We start from the raw sequence: 19,142 nt of genomic DNA, 5'->3' as shown, positions 1-19,142 counted from the left end.
CCGGCTTCCCCGGTCCGGCAGCACCCGGTACCCGACAATCCTGATGGCGCAGCCGGTCCGGTCCACCGCCGGCGGCGCCACCCGACCCGAGGAGTCGCCGTGATCCTGATCGTGACCTTCCCCGACAACCGGCACGTCACCGAGGTCGTCGCCCACCTGCGACGCCCCTGGGTCGGCTTCGACATCGCGGATTTCCCGGCGCGCAGCCGGTTCTCGGTGAAGTTCGGTGTTGCCGGCGAGGATCTGGTGCTGGTGCCGCCCGACGGACCGGTCATCAGGGCCGACGAGGTCGGTGCCGTCTGGTACCGCCGGGTGCGGCCGATGGACCTCGACCCGGCCCTCACCGATCCCACCTCCCGGCTGTTCGCGTGGTCCGAGTGCCAGGAGGCGCTGACCGGCTGGTGGCACGCACTCGACTGCTTCTGGATGAACCCGCCGGCCGCCGACGAGGTCGGCCAGCGCAAGATCCGACAGCTGCAGCTGGCGCGGCGATGTGGGCTCTCCGTCCCCGAGACCCTGATCACCAACGACCCTGTCGCGGCGCTCGAGTTCACCGACCCGTCGGTCCCGGTGATCCGCAAGGCCTTCCGCAACATCGCCGAGGCCCCGCGGACCACCGCCCTGCTCACCCGGGAGGACCGGTCCCGGCTGGACGAGGTCCGCTACGCCCCGGTCACCTTCCAGAGATTCGTGCCGGCCGCACTCGACCTCCGGGTGATCGTGGTGGAGGACGAGGTCTTCGCGACCTCGATCCGCTCGGAACCGGAGTACCAGGTCGACTACCGGCCTGGCATCGGCTCGGCGGAATTCGCCCGGTACACCCTGCCCGATGACGTCGCCGCCGGGCTGCTGGACCTGCACCGCCGGCTCGGCCTCGTCTACGGCGCCTCGGACTTCCGGGTCACCCCGGACGGCGAGCACGTCTTCCTCGAGGTGAACCCGGGCGGTGAGTACCTCTTCGCCTCGCAACGCACCGGCGCGCCGGTGCCGCAGGCCATCGCGGCGTCGCTGTCGCGGCACGACGCGGCCCACCAGGCATAGCCCCGACCTGCGGATTGTGGACATCCGCGGGGCGGCCGGGCCGGATGTCGGTCGGTGCTGGGACAGTGGACCGCGTGGTGAGCACCCGAACCGAGACCCCGGCCGACCCGACCGCCCTGCAGGAGCGTGCGCAGCAGCACCTGCAGGCCCTCGTGGGCCGGCCGGATGCTCGGCTGCGCGAGGACCAGTGGCGGGCCATCGAGGCGCTGGTGGTCGGCCACGCCCGTGCGCTCGTCGTGCAACGCACCGGCTGGGGCAAGTCGGCGGTCTACTTCGTGGCCACCTCGCTGCTGCGGGAGTCCGGGGCCGGGCCGACGGTGATCATCTCGCCGCTGCTCGCGCTGATGCGCAACCAGGTCGCCGCCGCCGAGCGGGCCGGGATCCGTGCGGTCACCGTGAACTCGTCCAACAACGAGCAGTGGCGGGAGATCTACGAGCACGTCCGGGCCGGCGAGGTCGACGTGCTGCTGGTGTCGCCGGAGCGGCTGAACAACCCGGGCTTCCGGGACGAGGTGCTGCCCGAACTGTCGGCCAGCGCCGGGCTGGTGGTCGTCGACGAGGCGCACTGCATCTCGGATTGGGGGCACGACTTCCGGCCGGACTACCGGCGGCTGCGCACCCTGCTCGCCGAACTGCCCGCCGGAATCCCCGTGCTGGCCACCACGGCCACCGCGAACGCCCGGGTCACCCAGGACGTCGCCGAGCAGCTGGAGACCGGCGGGGCCGAGGTGCTGGTGCTGCGCGGTGATCTCGAGCGGGACTCGCTGCACCTGGCCGTCGTCGGGCTGCCCGACCAGGCGTCCCGGTTGGCCTGGCTGGCCGAGACGCTGCCGACCTGGACCGGGTGCGGCATCATCTACTGCCTCACCGTGGCCGCCACCGAGCTGGTCCGGGACCACCTGCGGGCTGCCGGGCTGCAGGTCGCCGCCTACTCCGGGCAGACCGATCCGGCGGAGCGGCTGCAGGCCGAGGACGATCTCATCAACAACAGGATCAAGGCGCTGGTGGCCACCTCCGCGCTCGGGATGGGTTTCGACAAACCGGATCTCGGGTTCGTGGTGCACCTCGGCGCGCCGCCGTCGCCGATCGCCTACTACCAGCAGGTGGGCCGGGCCGGACGCGGTGTGGAGAAGGCGCTGGCGGTGCTCTTGCCGGCGAAGGAGGACCGTGACATCTGGGACTACTTCGGATCTCTCGCGTTCCCGGCGGAGACCCAGGTGCGCCGCACGCTGGACACACTGGCCGCCGCGCCGAAGCCGCAGTCGGTCGCCGCGCTGGAGACGCAGGTCGAACTGAAGCGTTCCCGGCTGGAGATGATGCTCAAGGTGCTGGACGTGGACGGTGCGGTGCGTCGGGTGCAGGGCGGCTGGGAGTCGACCGGCCGGGAGTGGGTCTACGACGCCGACCGCTACGCGCGGGTGGCCAAGGCACGCGGCGCCGAGCAGCACGCCATGTTGTCCTACCAGCGCACGGACGGCTGCCGGATGCGGTTCCTGCGCGAGCAGCTCGACGACCCGGCCGCCGCCGACTGCGGCCGGTGCGACAACTGCGGCGGGCTGTCGCTGACGGCGAACGTCTCGGAGCAGGACGTCGACGCCGCCCGGGCGCTGCTCGAGGTGCCGGGCGTCCAGGTGGCGCCGCGGGCCATGTGGCCGACTGCGATGAAGTCGATCGGCGTCGCGCTGACGGGCAAGATCCCGGACGGCGAACGGGCCGAGCCCGGACGGGCGATCGGCCGGCTCGACGGCATCGGCTGGGGCAACGCGCTCCGCGAGGTGTTCCGGACGGGTGCGCCGGACGCCGAGACCCCGGTTCCGCTCCGGCATGCCGCGGCCGAGGTGCTGTCCGCCTGGCCGGAGATCCACGGAGCGGACGGTGTCGATGCCGTGGTCGGGGTCGCCTCGGACAGCCGCCCGCTGCTCGCCGGCCACCTCGCACCAGGACTGGCGCGGTATCTCAAGGTGCCCTACCTCGGGGCGTTCGTCCCCGCGCGCGGCCCGGACAGTGCCGACGTCAACTCCGCACAGCGGCTGCGCTCGGTGGCCGGCCGGCACCACTACGACGGCGACGACCTCGCGGGGCGGCGGGTGCTGCTGGTCGACGACCTCACCTCGTCCGGTTGGACGCTGACCGTGCTCGCCCGTGAGCTCCGCCGCGCCGGCGCGGAGGCCGTGTTCCCCTTCGTCCTCGCCGTCGGCTGATCGCACGGACCGGGGCCGAACTGGACCCGGACTGGTGGCGGGTCCTCGGGGTGCTCTGCGGGTGGTATCGGCGTCAGGCGGGTCTGCCGCTGACCACCGGACCGACCTCGGTCGGCTCCGGTTCGAACCGGCGGCGCTGCTCGGGGAGTCCCCGGTCACCTCCGGCCGGTGCGATGCGGAGGAGGGAAGCATGTCGCCCTGGGTCCTCCTCCGATCCGCGGTAGACGATCATCTCGAAGCTGCCGCGGTCCGGGAAGGTCCGCGGCGGGGACCCGACGGAAGTGCTCCGGGCCGGAAGGTCCTTGGTGACCACGGTGTTCGCGCCGACGGCGGCGTCGTCGCCGATGGTGATCCCACCGACGAGGACCGCCCCCGGACCCACCCACACCCGGTCGCCCAGGGTGGGTCTGGCCAGGTCGCCGACCCGGCCGGAGCGGCCGAGGGTGACGCCGTGCGACAGGTTGCAGTTCGCGCCCATGGTGACGACGCCGATGATCACGCCGCCGAAGTGCCCGATGTAGAGACCAGGGCCGATGGTCGCGCGGTCCGCGATCTGGATCCCGGTCCGCGTCTCGATCACCCGACCGGCCATCCAGTGACCGATCCGGCCCACCCGCCGCCCCCACCGGCCGGCAACCGTGGTCGGCGTCCAGGCGATCAGGGCGTGGCCGAGGCGGAACACGATCCCGGCCTGGGCGCCCTTGCAGAGCAGCAACGTGCGCAGGTCGCGGACCAGCTGCGGTCCGCGGCGCGGCAGCACACCGTCGAGCTCGAGCATGTACTGGTACCGGTCGATGTCGGACCGGATCAACTGCTTCACTGCGGCCCAGCTCGTCATGTCGTCCCCAGACGCGTCCTGTGTGAGGCGTGTCCCCGCACCACGCTGTCCGGGACGCACCCGCCGACCGATGGATGTGACGGAGCGCCACCACAGGATGCCAGAGCAGACGCAGCTTGTCGCCCATCCGGGTCAGAGCTGGACAGCGGTAGAGGACGGAGCGTCGATCGGAGCGGGCCGGACGGCCGCGGGCATCCTCACGCCGCGCGCGGGCGGAGGTGTCCGTGCGCGCCTGGGTGCGCACCGGGTTGGGGCGGAAGCGGGACAATGGAGACGTGTCCGAGCCTGCTCACCGTCCCCGCCGCCCGGTCCCGCTGGCCCCGCACGTGGTGGCCCGACTGGCCGGCGCGCAGGACGAGAGCGCCCGGTGGGAGGCCGCGCACCGGACGGCCCGCGCCGTACTGGCCCGCGGCCGGCAGCACAGCGCCGACGAGGACGAGATCGCCCGGCTGGTGCGGCTGGTGGAGACCGAGGGGCTGGACGACGTCGCCGCGCTCTGGGCCGGCTGCGAGGCCGAGACCCTGCCCGGTGCGCTCTGGCGGCTCTACCTGCTGCGCGAGTGGATCCGGCGGGAGCCGCGGAGGCTGGCCGGTTGGTTCGCCATCGGCTCCGTGCGCGGCGGCGCCGACGAGGCGGTCGCCGGAGTGGCCGATCCGCCCGGTCCGCAGGAGGTCGCCGACGTCGCCGACGCCGTGCTCACCGGCGCGGTGACCGCCGACCTGGATGTCGCCCTCGACCGGGCGGCCGCGTTCTGCGCCGTTGTGGCGACCGGGAGCCTGGCCGACCCGGACCCCGGTGCCGATCCCGCGGAGCGCTCCGGTCAGCTGCGCCGGACCTCCGGCGAGCTCAGCCGCGCCGCCCGCCGGGCCCGCGCCGGTGAACTCGGCTGAGCCGTAGTCTGCCGACCCGGAGGTCTGCTGCGCGCCACCTGTCGACCCTCCGGCCGACGACGGCGATCTCGACAGTCTCCGGCGGTGCAACCCCTCGTCCGATCCGATCTGCCGGGCCGGCAGCGATGCTCAGGGCACCCGGGCGGTCCACTCCGGGCTGGAGAACTTCGACACCGCAAGCTCTTCCGCTTCGGCCAGGGTGACGGCATCCAGCGTCACTTCGCTGAGTCCGTAGCGTCCGCGGAAGTGGGCAATCATCGCGTCGACGATCGCCTCCCGGGTCAGCCCGGTCTGCGACCGCAGCGGATCCACCCGCTTCGCGGCGCTGGCGATGCCCTTGCCGGACAGCTTCTCCCGGCCGATCCGCAGCACCTGGAGCATCTTGTTCGCATCGATGTCGTAGGCCATCGTCACGTGGTGCAGCACGGCGCCGTTCGCCAACCGCTTCTGCGCCGCACCGGCGATCTTCCCGGCGGGGGAGGCGATGTCGTTGAGCGGCACGTACGTCGCGGAGATCCCGACGTCGGCCAGCGCGCCGAGCACCCAGTCGTCGAGGAAGGCGTACGACGCGGCGTACGACAGGCCCTCGACCAGGGACGCCGGTACGTACAGCGAGTAGGTGATGGTGTTGCCGGGCTCGACGAACATCGCCCCGCCGCCGGAGATCCGGCGCACCACGGTCACGTCGTGCTCCGCCGCTGCCTCGGAGTCGACCTCGTTCGCCAGCGACTGGAACGACCCGATGATCACCGCGTTCGACGCCCACTCCCAGATCCGCAGCGCCGGCCCGCGGGTGCCGTCGCCGACCTGCCGGGCCAGCACCTCGTCGACCGCCATCTGCAGCGGCGGGTGCAGCTGTCCGGTGGTGATCAACTCGAATCGGTGGTCGTGCCAGCTGGTGGCCCGGCCCAGCGCCCGGCGGACAGCGATCGCCACCGACTCCGGGGTGAACCCGACCATGGTCACCCCCGGGCCGATCGCCCGGCGCACGGCTGCGGCCAGTGCGTCCGCATCGGTGTCGGCCGGCCGGCCCTGCAGCGCCGCGGTCAGTTCCTCCAGCGCCTCGTCCGGCTCCAGGAAGAAGTCACCGGAGATCCGGACACCGGTCAGCCGGTCGTCCTCGACGGCCAGGTCGGCCACCACCAGTTTGCCGCCGGGAACCTTGTACTCGCCGTGCAGTGTGCTCACCCCCGCTGCAACCCCGGCGGCCGCCGGTAGCTTCCGGGTCCGGCGAGAATGGCGCGATGAGTGACGGACACAGCACCCGGATCGACCGCCCGGACGCGCCGCGGGGGCGCTGGAACTCCTTCGTCGGTACCGCCGCCGGGCCGAACGGCGTCGTGCGCGGGCTGGTGGATCCGGGCAACGACCGGCACCGGGTCCGGGTCGAGTTCGACGGGCACACCGTCCTGCTGCACCTGTCGGACGAGACCGGCACCGGCTGGACCACGATCGCGGTGGACCGGGCCGGCCGGGAGTGGGGGATCGCCCAGCGGGACGTGCAGCTGGACGCCGCCGTCGCGGCCTGCCGGGAGCTCTACCGGGGCTGACCGCGGATCAGGAGACGGGGGTTCCGGACGTGACCGGTGCGGCGGACTTGTCGACGGGCCGGCCGACGAAGCGCATCGCGATCAACCCGGCCAGCAGCACGATGACGATACCGACGGTGCCGTACCGCTGGCCACCCAGGACCGCGGCGAACAGCCCGTACAGCCCCGGCGCGAGGAAGCTCACCGCGCGACCGGTGGTCGCGTAGAGGCCGAAGATCTGGCCCTCCCGGCCGGGCGGGGTGATCCGCATCAGGAAGGTCCGGGACGCGGACTGCGCCGGGCCGACGAACAGGCAGAGGACCAGGCCGAAGATCCAGAACATCATCGGCCCGGACAGGAACAGCAGCACGGTGCCGGTGATGATCAGGCCGACCAGCGAGACGACGATGACGAATCGCGGCCCGACCCGGTCGTCCAGCACGCCGGCCGACAGCGCGCCGATCGCCGAGATGACGTTCGCCGCGACGCCGAAGATCAGCACGTCGGCGTCGGAGATGCCGTAGACGAGCACCGCCAGGATCGCGCCGAAGTGGAAGATGGCGGCGAGCCCGTCGCGGAAGATCGCCGAGGCGATGAGGAAGAAGGCGATCTGCCGGTCGGTGCGGAACAGCTCGGCGATGTCCCGGAACAGCTTGCGGTAGGCGGACAGCAGCGGCGTGCGTTCCCGCTTCGGCGCGGCGGCGACCTCGGGGACGGCGAACAGCACCGGCAGGGCCGACAGCCCGAACCACACCGCGGCGACCAGTGCGACGACCCGGATGTTGAAGCCGTCCTCGGTGCTGATCCCGAGGAAACCGCGGGTGTCGCCGTCGCCCGCGATGAAACCGAAGTAGCAGATCAGCAGCAGGAAGATGCCGCCGAAGTAGCCCATCGACCAGCCGAAACCGGAGACCCGGCCGATGGTGGCCGGAGTGGAGATCTGCCGCAGCATCGCGTTGTAGAAGACCGCGGCGATCTCGAAGAACACCGAGCCGAGGCCGATGAGCGCTGCGCCCAGCCAGAAGTACGAGGAGTCGTCGCGGACCCAGAACAGCCCGATCATGCAGAGCAGCACCAGGATCGAGAAGATCGCCAGCGACCGGCGCCGCCGCCCGCCCAGGTCCGCCTGCTGGCCGCTGACCGGAGCGAGCACCGCGATCAGCACGCCTGCGGCGGCGACCGACCACGTGTACCAGGTGCCGGCCTCGATCGTGCCGGGCAGGTCGTCGCCCACCACGTTCGTCAGGTAGACGGAGAAGATGAAGGTGACCACCACGGTGTTGAAACCGGAGGCGCCCCAGTCCCAGACGCCCCAGGCGAAGATCGTCCCGCGACCGGCGGGACGGTCGGTCTCGGTGAGCTGGGGGTCGGCCATGGTCGGAAGAGTAGGGGGCGGGGCGCGGCACGGCGAGGGTGGACCCGCCGGGTCGTCCGCCGTCCACCGGCCGTTCGGGCGGGCGGTCGCAGTGCTCGTCCGCTGTCGCTGCCTCCACCGGGTGGCGCGGTGCCCGACGGGAACCGGCCGGGGTGCAGATGTATCTGCGAACGGTCACCCCGCTCCTCGGAACCGTGCCGCCGGAGGGGTGCGCGCGCCACGATCGCCGGAACGGACGAAAAGGGCAGCGGATCGGTCCGGTAGGCGCGACACTTCGCGGAACGGATCAGGCATTTCCTCCGTCCGATGCAGCAACCGACCCGACAGCAGCACCTGACCCAGGACCATGAGGCCCCCACCGTGAACACCATCTCCCCGATCCCGTCCCGCCGCCGGGACGCCGTCCGGCGGCGCACCGCCTTCGGTGCCGCCCTCGGTGCGGTGTCGCTGGCCCTCGTCGTCGGCTGCTCGAGCACCGTGGCCGGCACCGCCGCCGCCCCGGCCGCGCTGGCCATGGCCGGTAGCAACACCTCGACCGCCGCATCGGCGCCGTCCACCACCGGTGGTGCGTCCACCTCCGGCCCGGCCACCCCGACCACCGAGCAGACCGGCCCGGTCGACCTGACCACCGGCGCCACCACGGTGGCTCCGCCCGCCACCACCCTGGGCCAGACCGACGGCCCCACCCGGCCCACCGATGTGGAGCCGGCCACCGACATCGAGATCATCGGCGACAAGGGCACCGCCACGGATCAGCTCGCGAAGGACTCGCTGTCCGACGTCATCGCCTACTGGGACTCGGTGTCGCAGGAGGTGTTCGGCGAGCCGCTGCCGCCGCTCAAGGGCGGCGTCTACGCCGTCGACCCGGACGACCCGAACTCCGAGATCCCGGCCTGTCTGGACACCCCGGAGGACGCCCGGAACAACGCCTTCTTCTGCGGTGCCGACGACTCGATCTCCTACGACGCCAAGTACCTGGAGCGGATCGCCGAGGACTACAGCGATCTCGACGTCGCCTTCACCTTCGCCCACGAGTTCGGCCATGCCCTGCAGTTCCGCTTCCTGGACTGGAGCGGTGCCCGCTCCATCGTGCTGGAGACGCAGGCCGACTGCCTGGCCGGTGCCTGGGCGAAGGCCGTGACCGACGGCCTGGCCCCGCACTTCGAGTTCAGTGCGGAGAACCTGGACCGGGTGCTGGGCGACTACGTCTGGGAGATGGGCGATCCCGCCGGCACCGACCCGGAGCACGCCCGGGCGCACGGCAGCGTCTTCGACCGGATCTCCGCCACCCAGGACGGCTACCTCGGCGGCCCGACGGTCTGCCGTGACGACTTCAACGACGAGCGCATCTTCACCGCCGAGCAGTTCACCGCTACGTCGGCCTCCACCGACGGTATGGGCAACCTGAATCTCGACCAGACCATCGACGGGACGAAGAGCATTCTCGACAAATTCTGGACGGAGCGCTTCACCCAGGACTCCGGGTTCGTCACCCCCGAGGTCAGCGAGGGTGCGAAGGGCGACCCGTCCTGTGCCGACGACCACCTGGTGTCCTACTGCGACGCTGCCGGCTCCATCGACCTGAACCCGATGGACTCCGTCGCCGACATCCACAAGACCTACGGTGACTACGGTCTCGGCAGCGCGATGATCCTGGCCTACACCGAGTACCTGCAGACGAAGTTCGGCTCCAGCACCGACATGACCGAGCGCATCTGCACCCTGGGCGCCGTCACCGCCGACCTGTACAACAAGGGCAACCTCTCGCCCGGCGACTTCGACGAGGCCGTCAAGGTGCTGGTCTTCGCGGACAAGGACAACGCCCTGGTGGAGACCGGCGACGGCACCGCCTGGGACCGCCTCGACGCCTTCCGGGTCGGCATCTACGAGGGCCTGTCCTCCTGCAACCTGCACTGAGCCTGACCTGCTCCTGACCTGCCCTGGCATGCGCTGACGCCCTGCGACCGTCACTGGTTGCAGGGCGTTCGGCGTGGGCGGTGCAGCGGAGGATCAGACCTGATTGCCGGTGGCGGGACGTTCGGCGGCGCGGCGCTTGCGGAGGAGCCACATCATCCCGTAGCCGACCGGCACGATGAGCCAGGCGGAGAAGAGCCGGTAGAGCAGCACGGCGGCGGAGGCCGGACCCTCGGCCGCCCCGGCGGCGACCAGCGCGGCCAGCAGGGACGCCTCGACCACGCCGATACCGCCCGGGGTGAGCGGGATCTGCCGGACCAGCTGGATGCCGAGGTAGATCAGCCCGAGCTGGAACAGGTCGATCCGCACCCCCACGGCAAGGCAGCAGACGTACAGGCAGGCGGCGTCCAGCCCCCAGTTGCCGATCGAGGTGATCAGCGCGAAACGCCAGTCCCGCACCGGGACCCGCTGCGCCCGGCGTCCTGTCGAGAGCAGCCCGGAGGCGGCGGCGCCGAGCCGCGGGTGCCGCTCCGCCCAGGCCGTGTACTTCCCGCCCTTGCGCGGGCCGGACGGGATCGCCTGTGCCCCACGGCTGATCAGCACGCTCAGGCCGGCCACCACGGCGACCCCGGCCAGCCCGATCAGCACCACCCGCACCGGGTACTCGAGCCCCAGATCACGCAGCCGGGACAGTCCGGCGAAGCCCAGCCCGGCGAGGTAGAGCAGCACCAGTGCGATCACCGACAACACGCCGGAGAGCAGCAGCACCGCCGCGGCGGTGGCGGAACTGGCGCCGCTGGCCCGGTACTGCCGGTAGGACCAACCGGCACCGAATGCGCCGCCGGCCGGCATGCTCATCGAGATCGCGGTGCTGGAGTAGGTGATGGCGGCCATCCGGGAGAACCGGATCGGGATACCGAAGGCCTTGAGCAGCCGGCGCTGCTGGCGGACCAGCATGCCGACGGACGCCGCCTGCAGGAACAGCCCGGCGGCCACCCACCACCAGTTGGCCCGGCGCAGGGCATCGCCGATCTCCGCCGGCGAGGGCACCTTGTCGGCCAGCACCGCGATGATGACGGCGACGATCACCACCCCGCCGACGATCCGCAGCACCAGGTGCCACCACGGTCGGTTCGCCGTGACCGCCGTCTCCTCGAGCGCCTCGACGGCACGCAGCTCGGCCGGCTCGGTGGTGCCGTCGACCGGCGTCGTCCCGGAGGCGTCGGAACGGTCGTCGACAGGGTCGTCGGCGGCCGGGTCCCCGGAAGGGTCCCGTTCGGCGTTCACCACCCCGCCACCTGTCCGGTCACTCCTGTCCTGGACCTGTCCGGCATCGATCCGGCCGCCTGCCGGTGCCGACCCGGACGCCACCGCATGTCGCGAGGACCACGGCGTGCTGTCCAAGGATCACACTGCGCCGACCAAGGATCACACAGGCCGGCTCCGGAGCAGGTCGGGCCGGGCATGCGTGGCGTGAACAGCAGGTGGCAGGGACGCCCGGACCCGGGCCGCGCCGGGGCCGTCCCTCTAGGCTCGGCCCATGTCGCGCAGCGTCTACATCGCCTCGCCCGAGGGGGAGTCCGGCAAGTCCACGGTTGCGCTCGGACTCGCCGACCTGCTGACCCGGCGGGTCGGCCGGGTCGGGGTCTTCCGGCCGGTCACCGAGTCCGTGGCGAGCACCGACCTGGTGGTCGAGCTGCTGCTGGACCACCCGGGGATCGAGCAGGGGTACGCCGACGCGATCGGCGTCGGTTACGCGGACATGCACCGTGACCAGGACGCGGCGCTGTCGACCATCGTCGAGAAGTTCCACGCGCTCTCCGCCCGCTACGAGGTGCTGATCGTGCTGGGCAGCGACTACACCGACGTCTCCACCCCCAACGAGCTGGCATTCAACGCCCGGGTGGCGGCGAACCTGGGCGTGCCGGTGGTGCTGGTGGTGCACGGCCGCGGCCGCACCCCGGCGCAGGTGCGGACGGCGGTCGACATGGCGGCCTCGGAACTGGCCGCCGCGCATGCGCACCCGATCGCGGTCATCGCCAACCGGGTCGAGCCGGCGGACCTGGACGCGGTGCGGGCGGCGTTGGCGGCGGGGGCCACCGGGCCGGTCGCGGCGATCCCGGAGGTGCCGCTGCTGGTGGCACCGACCGTCGGGGCGCTGCTGGAGGCGTGCGACGGCCGGTTGGTGCGTGGCAGCACCGAGTGGCTGGAGCGGGAGTCGCTCGGGTTCGTGGTCGCGGCCATGTCGCTGCCCAACGTGTTGATCCGGCTGCACGAGGACGTCACGGTCATCGCTCCCGGCGATCGCTCCGACCTGCTGCCTGGGCTGGTGATGGCGCACCAGTCGGGCACCTTCCCGCACCTGTCGGCGATCGTGCTGACCGGTGGCTACGCGCCGCCGGAGCCGGTGGCTCGGCTGATCGAGGGCGTGCAGCAGGACCTGCCGATCATCGTCAGCGACGGCGGCACCTTCGAGACCGCCGCCGCGCTCGCGGCCGTCCGCGGCCGGTTGTCGGCCGGTGCCACGGCCAAGATCGAGACCGCCCGGCGGGTCTTCGCCGAGTCGGTGGACGGCGAGGCACTGCTGGACGCCATGGATCTCGCGGCGTCCCAGGTCGTCACGCCGCTGATGTTCCAGCACCGGCTGCTGGACCGGGCGCGGAGCCGGCGCCGGCACATCGTGCTGCCCGAGGGTGAGGACCCGCGGATCCTGGCGGCGACCGCCTCGCTGCTCCGGCTGGGCGTTGCCGAGCTCACACTGCTCGGCGACGAGAACTCCATCAGGGCCAAGGCCTCCGCGGCCGGGCTGGACATCGGGGCGGCGACCATCCTGTCGCCGCACGAGCCGGAACTGGTCGAGAAGTTCGCCGTCGAGTACGCGCGGATCCGCGAGCGCAAGGGCATGACGGTCGAGCGGGCACGCGAGATCGTCACCGACGTCTCTTATTTCGGCACCATGATGGTGCACCTGGGAATGGCCGACGGCATGGTGTCCGGCGCCATGCACACCACCGCACACACCATCCGGCCCGGGTTCGAGATCATCCGCACCGCACCGGGGACGGCGATCGTGTCCAGCGTGTTCCTGATGTGTCTGGCCGACCGGGTGCTGGTCTACGGCGACTGCGCGGTCAACCCCGACCCGACCGCCGAGCAGCTCGCCGACATCGCGGTGTCCTCGGCCGCGACCGCCGCGCAGTTCGGCATCGATCCGCGGGTGGCCATGCTGTCCTACTCGACAGGGACGTCGGGGGCCGGTGCGGATGTCGAGAAGGTGCGCGAGGCCACCGATGTGGTCCACCGGGAGCGGCCGGATCTGTTGGTGGAGGGGCCGATCCAGTACGACGCGGCGGTCGACCCGTCGGTGGCCGCGTCGAAGATGCCGGACTCGGCGGTGGCGGGCCGCGCCACGGTGCTGATCTTCCCGGACCTGAACACCGGCAACAACACCTACAAGGCCGTGCAGCGCAGTGCCGGCGCGGTGGCGATCGGCCCGGTGCTGCAGGGGCTGAACAAGCCGGTCAACGACCTCTCCCGCGGCGCGCTGGTGGCCGACATCGTGAACACCGTTGCCATCACGGCGATCCAGGCGGCGGAGAGCGGTGCGTCGGACGTCGTTGCCGGAGAAGGGGTGTCGGCATGAAGTCGGCCGTGCTGGTGATCAACGCGGGATCGTCGTCGATGAAGTACCAGTTGGTCGACCCGGCGGCCGGGGCCGCCGTCGCCACCGGGCTGATCGAACGGATCGGCGACCCGCACTCCCGGGCCGTGCACACCTACGCCGGAAACCGGACCACCTTCGAGGGGGCGGTCCCGGACCACGCCGCGGCGCTCGGTGTCATGCAGCGGCTGTTCGACGAGTCGGGGTCGCGGCTGGACGGGATCCGGCTGATCGCGGTCGGGCACCGGGTGGTGCAGGGCGGGACCCGTTGGAGCGCACCGGTGGTCGTCGACGACGAGGTGCTGCGCGGGATCCGGGAGCTGTCCTCGCTGGCGCCGCTGCACAACCCGGCGAACGCCCTGGGCATCGAGCAAGCGGCCGCGGCGTTCCCCGGGGTGCCGCAGGTCGCCGTCTTCGACACCGCCTTCTTCGCGGACCTGCCGGCCGCGGCATCCACCTACGCGATCGAGGCGACGACCGCGCAGCGGTACGGGATCCGGCGGTACGGCGCGCACGGCACCTCGCACCAGTACGTGTCCGGGCAGGTCGCCGACGTGCTCGGCCGGGACCTCTCGGAGCTGCGGCAGATCGTGCTGCACCTGGGCAACGGCGCCTCCGCTTCCGCGGTGCTGGGCGGCCGGGCGATCGAGACCTCCATGGGACTCACACCTCTCGAGGGCCTGGTGATGGGGACCCGCAGCGGCGACGTGGATCCCGGGGTGCTCATCCACCTGATGCGGGTGGCCGGTGTCGGCGCCGACCAGCTGGAGGACCTGCTGAACCGGCGCTCCGGGGTGCTCGGGCTGGCCGGCGTCAGCGACTTCCGGGACCTCACCGGGCGTGTCGACGACGGGGATGCCGACGCGACGCTGGCGCTGGACGTCTACTGCCACCGGATCCGGAAGTACGTGGGCGCGTACCACGCGGTGCTCGGCGGGGCCGATGTCATCACGTTCACCGCCGGCGTCGGGGAGAACTCGCCGGTGGTGCGGGCGCGGGTGCTGGCCGGGCTGGAGCGACTGGGCATCGAACTGGACCCGGAGCGCAACGCCGCCCGCTCCCCGCACGCCCGGGTGATCTCGCCGGCGGGGGCCGCGATCACCGTGATGGTGGTGCCGACCAACGAGGAGCTGGCGATCGCCCGGGCCGCGGCGGAGCTGGTGCAGTAGCCCTGCCCGACCCGGCCGGCCTCCCGTCCGTACCCTCGGAGGGGAACGCACCGCGTCCTGATCGAAGGAGACCGCCGATGTCGCTGGACCGCCCGCTGCCCCCGGACCCCTACGAGCTGCTGCCCGCTGTGGGCTCGTTCACCGTGACCAGCAACGATCTCGAGCCGGGCGGCACGATCGGGCACGACTTCATCGCGGACGGCGGCAACACCTCGCCGCAGCTGGCCTGGACCGGTTTCCCGGAGGGCACCAAGAGCTTCGTGGTGACCGCCTACGACCCGGACGCGCCGACCCCGAGCGGGTTCTGGCACTGGGCGCTGGCCGGGATCCCCGGGTCGGTGACGGTGCTGCCGCGCGGCGCCGGGTCGCATTCCGGCGAGCTGCCGGTCGGGGCGTTCCACCTGCGCAACGACGGCGGTGCCGCCGGCTACTACGGCCCACAGCCGCCGGCCGGTGACCGCCCGCACCGGTACTACTTCGTGGTGCACGCGCTGGACGTCGAGGCGCTGGAAATCGACGAGCAGGTGTCCTGCGCCGTGCTCTCGTTCAACATGGTCTTCCACACCCTGGCCCGCGGAATCCTGATGGGCACCTACCAGAACGCGGGCTGACCGGTACTGCTCAGGCGAGCCGGGCGGGGAAGCCGCCGGTGGCGATCGGGGACCAGCGCTCCGGGGTGATCCGGATCAGGCACTTGCCCTGGTCGACCATGGCCTGCCGGTACTCGTCCCAGTCGGAGTGCTCGCCGGCGATGGACCGGAAGTAGTCGACCAGCGGCTCGACCGCCTCGGGCAGCTGCAGCACCTCGGCGGGACCCTCCACCTGGACCCAGGCCCCGTTGAAGTCGTCGGAGAGCACCAGCACGGTGGCGTGTCCGGTGCGCTCGGCGTTCCGCGATTTGGCCCGCTCCGGGTAGCTGGAGATGACGATCCGGCCGGCCTCGTCGACGCCACCGGTCACCGGTGACGCCTGCGGTCCGTGGTCGCGCCGCTGGGTGATCAGCACCATGTGGTGCCGGGGCCGGACGAAGTCCAGCAGCGCATGGATGTCAGCCTGCGTGTTCGTGGCGATGGTGCGGGGCATGGCGGTGGTCCTCCGGTTGGTCGGCTCCGTCCACGGTAGTGCGGCGCAGTCTCCTCGGGGCGATCGCGCCGGCGCCGGGCATCGATCGGGCCGCCGAGTCTGGGGCGGCGTCGTCGTCTCCTGACCGGGACCGTTACGGTGGGCGGGTGGCCAGACGCAGGGTGACCCGCCGGACGGACCGCCTGGTGGCGGCCGTGGTGTGGTGGCTGATCGCCTTCCTGGTGGTGCTCGGGATCGGGATCGTCCTCAACGGTGCGGTGATCGGTTGGCTGGTCGGTGCCGTTGTCGTCGGGCTGCTGTTCGCCTGGTGGATGGACGCGCGCTGGCGCCGCGACCACCCGATCGATCCCTGACCGATGGCCGAGGTCCCTGACTCGTCACTGGTGTCCGTCGACGTGCTCGCCCTGCGCTACCTCGCGGATGACGAGGTGCCGTTGCTGGGCGTCGTCGCCCGGTCCCAGCCCCCGTTCCGCGGTCGGCTGGCGCTGCCCGGGGTCCTGCTCGGACGCGGGGAGCGGTTGCGGGAGGCCGGGAGTCGCGCGCTGACCGGCAAGCTGGGCACCCCGGCGGCCGCGATCCGCGGGATGGGTCAGCTGCTCACCTTCGACGAACCGCTGCGCGATCCGCGCGGGCCGACCTTGTCGGTGGCGCTGTGGGCGGTGGTGGCCGCCGCGGCGCCCGAGGTGGAGTTCGCACCGTTGGACCGGGTGCCGGAGCTGGCCTTCGACCACGACGGGATCGTCCGGGACTGCCGTCCCGCCCTGGGCGACCTTCTCTGGCGGGAAACGACTTTCACCCGGGCCCTGCTGGGTGAGCGCTTCACCCTCGCCCGGGCGGTGACTGCGACCGCTGCGCTGCAGGGCGGCCGGCCCGATCCGGCGAACCTCAACAGGCTGCTGCGCCGTTCCGAGTGGCTGGAGCGGGACGAGTCCGAGCGGGTGTCCACCGGTGGTCGCCCGGCCGCCTGGTGGACCTGGCGGTCGGGCTGACCGAGCGACTCAGGCGGCGGGAACCGTTGTCGTGTCCGTGATGTCGGAACGGTCCGGGCCAGCGGCGGCCATCAGGACAGGAGTGCCCAGTTCCGCGGCGACAAGTGCGGTGAACGCGGCAGGATCGGTCGGGGCGGCCGCCAGTTCCACCCGGGTGCGTTGCAGCTGAGCGGTCAGCGCGCTCTGCTGCACGTACTCCGGGTCCACCGGGAACGGTCCGGCGATGTCGACCAGCCGCTGATCGTCGACGAGATGTGCTGTTACGACGTCGATCCCGGTGTCGATCCGGTCCAGGTGGGTCAAGGCCAGTCCGTCGACGCCGCCGCAGGCGCGGATCGCGTAGCGCAGCAACAGCGGGTCGAGCGCGCCGGTCCGGAACCCGCCCTGGTACCGGCCGGTGCCGTTCGCGGCCTCCGGGAAGCGGTCGGCCCTGGTGGAGTCCTCGGAGGGGAAAGGTCCTGCACCATGGCGGGTCTGGTAGCTGCGGGTGACGCCGAGCACCGTCACGTCCTCGAGTCCGGCACCGATGCCGCGCAGCACGGCGAGCGCGTGGTCAGGGGTGACGGTCGACCAGGTGGTGTGCGGGTGGAAGCCGTGCCACTCGTCGAGCAGCACGCCCTGGGCACCCTCGAAGACCAACCGGCCGTAGGTCGCGAGCCGGGCCTCCTCCTCGTCGCCGACGATCCGGACGGTGGCGGCGAACTCCCGATACAGGTCCACCAGGTCGGCCACCGATGGATGGTGGTGGCCGGAGTCGGCGATCACCGGCGCGCAGGCCCGTGCCAGCGCATCCAGCTTGCGCCGCAACAGGTCCGGCTCGGTGCAGTCGGCGACCCGGGGAGCGTCGTGGGTCAGTGACCAGGCGACGGTCTCGCCGATGCCCAGGCCGCAGGAGCCGTGCCGGCCGGTACCGCGGGCATCCTCCCGGGCGCGGTTGGTGGCGGCGTGGATCGGGGTGGTGAGCAGGGCGTCGCGGTGCACCGAGAGCAGCGCGAACGGATCGGCGACCCCGAGGGCGGACAGTTCGTCGGCCTCCCGGGCCAGGTCGATCGGCTCCACCGCGACGGTGCCGGCCAGCAGGGTGCGGGTGCCGGTCAGCGATCCCGACCCGAACTGCCGGAACACGTGCTCCCGGTCCCCGGCGACCACCCGGTGGGCCGCCTGGGCGCCGCCGTTGAACCGCACGACGGCGCCCGTCGGGTGCTGCGCGCACAACCGGTCCACGGTGGCGCCCTTGCCGGCGTCGCCGAACCCCAGGTCCACGACCACCACGTGACCGTCGATGTGCGTGCTCACCGTTCCCACTCCACTTCCTGTGCTCGGTCCTGCTCGGTGCTGTTCAGTACTGCTCGGTGCTGCTCGGCGCTGGTCGGGACTGCTCGGTGCCGGCTCGGTGGTCAGCCGGGGTCAGCGTGCCCCACCGGGCAGGGCCAGCCGGCGCAGGGTCCGCAGCGGGTGGTGCACCAAGTCGGTGCCCGCCTGCCGCGCGGCGGTGGTCGTGCCGGTGAACCCGGTGGCGCCGCCGTTTCCTGCGTGCGCCTCCGGGCGGGTGCCGAAGACGCTGCCGGTGCCGGCCGCCCCGGTCCGTTCGGCGACCAGGTCGACGATGGTGGGGACGACCTGCTCGACGTCCGGGACCTTGATGAACCCGTCGCCCAGCAGTGAGGTCCAGTGCCGCGCGATCTCCCGGTCGTTGTAGTAGCTGGTGCCGGCCGGCAGCAGGAAGAACACGTGCCAGCGCTGCTGCAGGTCCGCGTACAGCCGGGCCACCGGGACGGGGCGCGGGATCTCGTCGCCCAGCACCTCGCGCACCGCCGCCGGGCTCAGCACCGACTTGTTCAGCTCGTCGCCGATCAGGAACAGGAAGCCCTTCTCGCCCCGCTGCTCCCAGGAATCAGTGCTGACGTGGGCACCCATGAAGTAGCCCGCCAGCTCGTAGCTTTCGGACTTCTGCCCGCCACCGCCGCCCTCCAGGAACAGCGCCCGCAACTGGTCGTCCATCCGGTTGTCCGACTCGAACTGACCCACCTGCAGCGGCACCTGGTCGGTCTCGGCGTCGCCGATCCCGCCGAACATCACCTGCGGCTCGGCCGGCAGTCCGGCCCCCTTCAGCAGGCCGTGCAGGGTGGCCAGCTGCTGCTGCAGGATGCGCGGCACCCGGCCCATCGAGCCGGTCACGTCGAACAGGACGGCGATCGGCACGGAGATCGGGTGATCGGCGCTGTCCCGGCTCTCCCGGACGCTCACGCCCTTCGGCTCCAGCGCCGGGTCGGCGGCCCACAACTGCCGCGGCCGGCGGTGCATGTCACCCGATGCCTGGAAATCGTCGATCCCGCGCGCCCGCCGGTAGCTCGCCGCCGCCGCCCAGGTGTTGTCGTCCCAACGTCCGTGTCCCATGACGTCCTCCTCGGTCGTGTTCCTCTTTCTGGTCAACTCGACCATAAGCCCGCTC

Annotated in this window: 17 protein-coding genes; 10 read left to right on the top strand and 7 right to left on the bottom strand. The window is 72.0% G+C overall.

What is annotated here, in order from left to right; all coding sequences use genetic code 11:
• Positions 1–99 precede the first annotated feature (99 nt).
• Both GIS00_RS15825 and GIS00_RS15820 read left to right on the top strand, forming a co-directional pair.
• On the top strand, positions 100–1,041 hold the full coding sequence (locus GIS00_RS15825) for an MvdC/MvdD family ATP grasp protein (protein ID WP_154769420.1): 942 nt from the start codon (positions 100–102) through the stop codon (positions 1,039–1,041).
• 77 nt (positions 1,042–1,118) lie between these two features.
• Positions 1,119–3,242, top strand: coding sequence for a RecQ family ATP-dependent DNA helicase (locus tag GIS00_RS15820; protein ID WP_322098012.1), 2,124 nt, complete (start codon positions 1,119–1,121; stop codon positions 3,240–3,242).
• A gap of 73 nt (positions 3,243–3,315) precedes the next feature.
• On the opposite strand, the gene GIS00_RS15815 is transcribed toward GIS00_RS15820, so the two are convergent.
• On the bottom strand, positions 3,316–4,062 hold the full coding sequence (locus GIS00_RS15815) for a serine O-acetyltransferase (protein ID WP_322098011.1): 747 nt from the start codon (positions 4,060–4,062) through the stop codon (positions 3,316–3,318).
• 293 nt (positions 4,063–4,355) lie between these two features.
• Here GIS00_RS15815 and GIS00_RS15810 point away from each other — a divergent pair, with 293 nt between their 5' ends.
• Complete coding sequence (locus GIS00_RS15810) at positions 4,356–4,970, top strand: hypothetical protein (RefSeq protein WP_230313677.1); 615 nt, start codon at positions 4,356–4,358, stop codon at positions 4,968–4,970.
• A 129-nt stretch (positions 4,971–5,099) separates the two neighbouring features.
• Here the strand turns inward: GIS00_RS15810 and GIS00_RS15805 are convergent, their stop codons facing one another.
• Positions 5,100–6,149 (bottom strand): lipoyl protein ligase domain-containing protein, encoded by a 1,050-nt coding sequence (locus tag GIS00_RS15805; RefSeq protein WP_154769693.1) that lies wholly within the window; start codon positions 6,147–6,149, stop codon positions 5,100–5,102.
• A 65-nt stretch (positions 6,150–6,214) separates the two neighbouring features.
• Here GIS00_RS15805 and GIS00_RS15800 point away from each other — a divergent pair, with 65 nt between their 5' ends.
• Positions 6,215–6,520, top strand: coding sequence for a hypothetical protein (locus GIS00_RS15800; protein WP_154769417.1), 306 nt, complete (start codon positions 6,215–6,217; stop codon positions 6,518–6,520).
• Positions 6,521–6,527: 7 nt separating this feature from the next.
• Here GIS00_RS15800 and GIS00_RS15795 read toward each other — a convergent pair whose 3' ends face one another.
• Entirely contained in the window at positions 6,528–7,874 is a 1,347-nt protein-coding gene (locus tag GIS00_RS15795; RefSeq protein ID WP_154769416.1) for an MFS transporter, read from the bottom strand.
• 306 nt (positions 7,875–8,180) lie between these two features.
• Between GIS00_RS15795 and GIS00_RS15790 the strand changes: the two genes are divergently transcribed.
• Positions 8,181–9,791, top strand: coding sequence for a neutral zinc metallopeptidase (locus GIS00_RS15790; RefSeq protein ID WP_154769415.1), 1,611 nt, complete (start codon positions 8,181–8,183; stop codon positions 9,789–9,791).
• 93 nt (positions 9,792–9,884) lie between these two features.
• On the opposite strand, the gene GIS00_RS15785 is transcribed toward GIS00_RS15790, so the two are convergent.
• Complete coding sequence (locus GIS00_RS15785) at positions 9,885–11,075, bottom strand: lysylphosphatidylglycerol synthase transmembrane domain-containing protein (protein WP_196073307.1); 1,191 nt, start codon at positions 11,073–11,075, stop codon at positions 9,885–9,887.
• Between the two features lie 253 nt (positions 11,076–11,328).
• Between GIS00_RS15785 and pta the strand changes: the two genes are divergently transcribed.
• The 3 genes from pta (at position 11,329) to GIS00_RS15770 (ending at position 15,229) form a co-directional block, all read left to right on the top strand.
• Positions 11,329–13,431, top strand: coding sequence for a phosphate acetyltransferase (pta, locus tag GIS00_RS15780; RefSeq protein ID WP_154769413.1), 2,103 nt, complete (start codon positions 11,329–11,331; stop codon positions 13,429–13,431).
• On the top strand, positions 13,428–14,618 hold the full coding sequence (locus tag GIS00_RS15775; protein WP_154769412.1) for an acetate/propionate family kinase: 1,191 nt from the start codon (positions 13,428–13,430) through the stop codon (positions 14,616–14,618). The genes pta and GIS00_RS15775 overlap by 4 nt, the downstream gene beginning before the upstream one ends.
• 77 nt (positions 14,619–14,695) lie before the next feature.
• Complete coding sequence (locus GIS00_RS15770) at positions 14,696–15,229, top strand: YbhB/YbcL family Raf kinase inhibitor-like protein (RefSeq protein WP_154769411.1); 534 nt, start codon at positions 14,696–14,698, stop codon at positions 15,227–15,229.
• 10 nt (positions 15,230–15,239) lie between these two features.
• On the opposite strand, the gene GIS00_RS15765 is transcribed toward GIS00_RS15770, so the two are convergent.
• On the bottom strand, positions 15,240–15,701 hold the full coding sequence (locus GIS00_RS15765) for a PPOX class F420-dependent oxidoreductase (RefSeq protein WP_154769410.1): 462 nt from the start codon (positions 15,699–15,701) through the stop codon (positions 15,240–15,242).
• Positions 15,702–15,847: 146 nt separating this feature from the next.
• Here GIS00_RS15765 and GIS00_RS15760 point away from each other — a divergent pair, with 146 nt between their 5' ends.
• Entirely contained in the window at positions 15,848–16,054 is a 207-nt protein-coding gene (locus GIS00_RS15760) for a hypothetical protein (protein WP_154769409.1), read from the top strand.
• A 3-nt stretch (positions 16,055–16,057) separates the two neighbouring features.
• Positions 16,058–16,690, top strand: coding sequence for an NUDIX hydrolase (locus GIS00_RS15755; protein ID WP_154769408.1), 633 nt, complete (start codon positions 16,058–16,060; stop codon positions 16,688–16,690).
• 9 nt (positions 16,691–16,699) lie between these two features.
• Here GIS00_RS15755 and GIS00_RS15750 read toward each other — a convergent pair whose 3' ends face one another.
• On the bottom strand, positions 16,700–17,986 hold the full coding sequence (locus GIS00_RS15750; RefSeq protein ID WP_322098009.1) for an adenylosuccinate synthetase: 1,287 nt from the start codon (positions 17,984–17,986) through the stop codon (positions 16,700–16,702).
• Between the two features lie 111 nt (positions 17,987–18,097).
• Complete coding sequence (locus GIS00_RS15745) at positions 18,098–19,087, bottom strand: hypothetical protein (protein ID WP_154769406.1); 990 nt, start codon at positions 19,085–19,087, stop codon at positions 18,098–18,100.
• Between the last annotated feature and the right edge of the window lie 55 nt (positions 19,088–19,142).

It is taken from the genome of Nakamurella alba (assembly GCF_009707545.1).
In the GTDB taxonomy this organism is placed as follows: domain Bacteria; phylum Actinomycetota; class Actinomycetes; order Mycobacteriales; family Nakamurellaceae; genus Nakamurella; species Nakamurella alba.
The sequence above is the reverse complement of the archived record's forward strand: the minus strand, read 5'-3'. Positions and strand labels throughout refer to the sequence as shown.